The sequence below is a fragment of the Pseudomonas sp. EGD-AK9 genome, assembly GCF_000465935.2.
Lineage (GTDB): Bacteria > Pseudomonadota > Gammaproteobacteria > Pseudomonadales > Pseudomonadaceae > Aquipseudomonas.
Genome location: NZ_AVOF01000599.1, coordinates 1 through 1,181 on the forward strand (window position 1 = coordinate 1; position 1,181 = coordinate 1,181).

Genomic DNA, 1,181 nt, shown 5'->3' on the forward strand with positions numbered 1-1,181 from the left:
CTGCAGGCGCACCTGCTCGCCGGCGAACGCGTGCAGGGCCAGCTCGTGCTGGCCGGGCAGCGCCCCCGGCGTCCACTCGGCACGGCGGCTGTCGATCACCACTTCGGCGCGATCGGCCGGGTCAAACTGCATCAGCTTGACGAAAATCGTGCAGCCTTCGCGGCTGAAGGGCGTGTGGCGGCTGCCGATGGGATTGCGCACGTAGGTGCCGGCCGGGTAGTCGCCGCGCTCGTCGGAGAACACCCCGTCCAGCACCAGGAACTCCTCACCGCCCGGATGCCCGTGCGCGCTGAAGTGCGAGCCCGGCGCGTAGCGCACAATGGAGGTGGCCCGTGCCAGTTCTTCACCAACGCGGTCGAGCATCTGCCGTTCCACCCCGGCCAGCGGCGAGGCCACCCAGGGCGCATCGCCCGGGCGGATCACCACGGGCAGGGCGAAGTCGGCGTTAAGGCGCACCGCGCGCTCACCAGCTGCCGACGTTGGGCATGGACGCCCAGGGTTCGGCCGGCGCCAGCGGCTCGCCCTTCTGCAGCAGCTCGATGGAGATCTGGTCCGGCGAGCGCACGAAGGCCATGTGGCCGTCACGCGGCGGACGGTTGATGGTCACGCCGTGCTCCTGCAGGTGCTGGCAGGCGGCGTAGATGTCGTCCACCGCATAGGCCAGGTGGCCGAAGTTGCGCGCGCTGCCGTAGTCCTCGGTGTCCCAGTTGTAGGTCAGCTCGACCTGGGCATCCCGGTCGCCTGGGGCGGCCAGGTAGACCAGGGTGAAGCGGCCCTGGGGGTATTCGCGCTGCTTGAGCACTTCCAGGCCGAGGGCATCGCGGTAGAAGCGCAGCGAGGCATCCAGATCCCGGACGCGCACCATGGTATGCAGGTATTTCATCGCTCAGCTCCGCTCCAGAAGGGTCAGCAGGGCCTCGGCCAGGGCCTTGTCGGAGAAGGGATTCTGCCCGGTGATCAGCTCGCGGTCGACCACCACGTGCGGCTGCCAGGCCTTGGCGTACTGCATGTCGCCACCGGCGGTGGCCATTGCCGGGGCCGGGTAGTAGCGGATGCGCGCACCCTCCAGGGAGCCCTCGAACACCGCCTCCTCCGGGTCGGAGAAGATGGTCATGCGGTAACCCTGGTAGGTCCAGTCCTTGGCCGCCGGCTGGTCGCCGCGAGCCAGCGCCGCCTCGTAG

At 69.4% G+C, this 1,181-nt stretch carries 2 protein-coding genes and 1 pseudogene; all 3 read right to left on the reverse strand.

The window, feature by feature from the left end; all coding sequences use genetic code 11:
- Positions 1-456 (reverse strand): cupin domain-containing protein (locus tag N878_RS21460; protein WP_021445587.1); only part of this gene is annotated, 456 nt, incomplete at its 3' end.
- Between the two features lie 7 nt (positions 457-463).
- On the reverse strand, positions 464-883 hold the full coding sequence (locus N878_RS21465; RefSeq protein WP_021445588.1) for a VOC family protein: 420 nt from the start codon (positions 881-883) through the stop codon (positions 464-466).
- A gap of 3 nt (positions 884-886) precedes the next feature.
- Positions 887-1,181 (reverse strand): annotated as a pseudogene (locus N878_RS29165) (type 1 glutamine amidotransferase domain-containing protein); the annotation flags it as partial.

Excerpts from the sequence above, each read along its gene's own strand:
- N878_RS21465 (WP_021445588.1), bottom strand. The coding sequence starts at position 883 with ATGAAATACCTGCATACCATGGTGCGCGTCCGGGATCTGGATGCCTCG.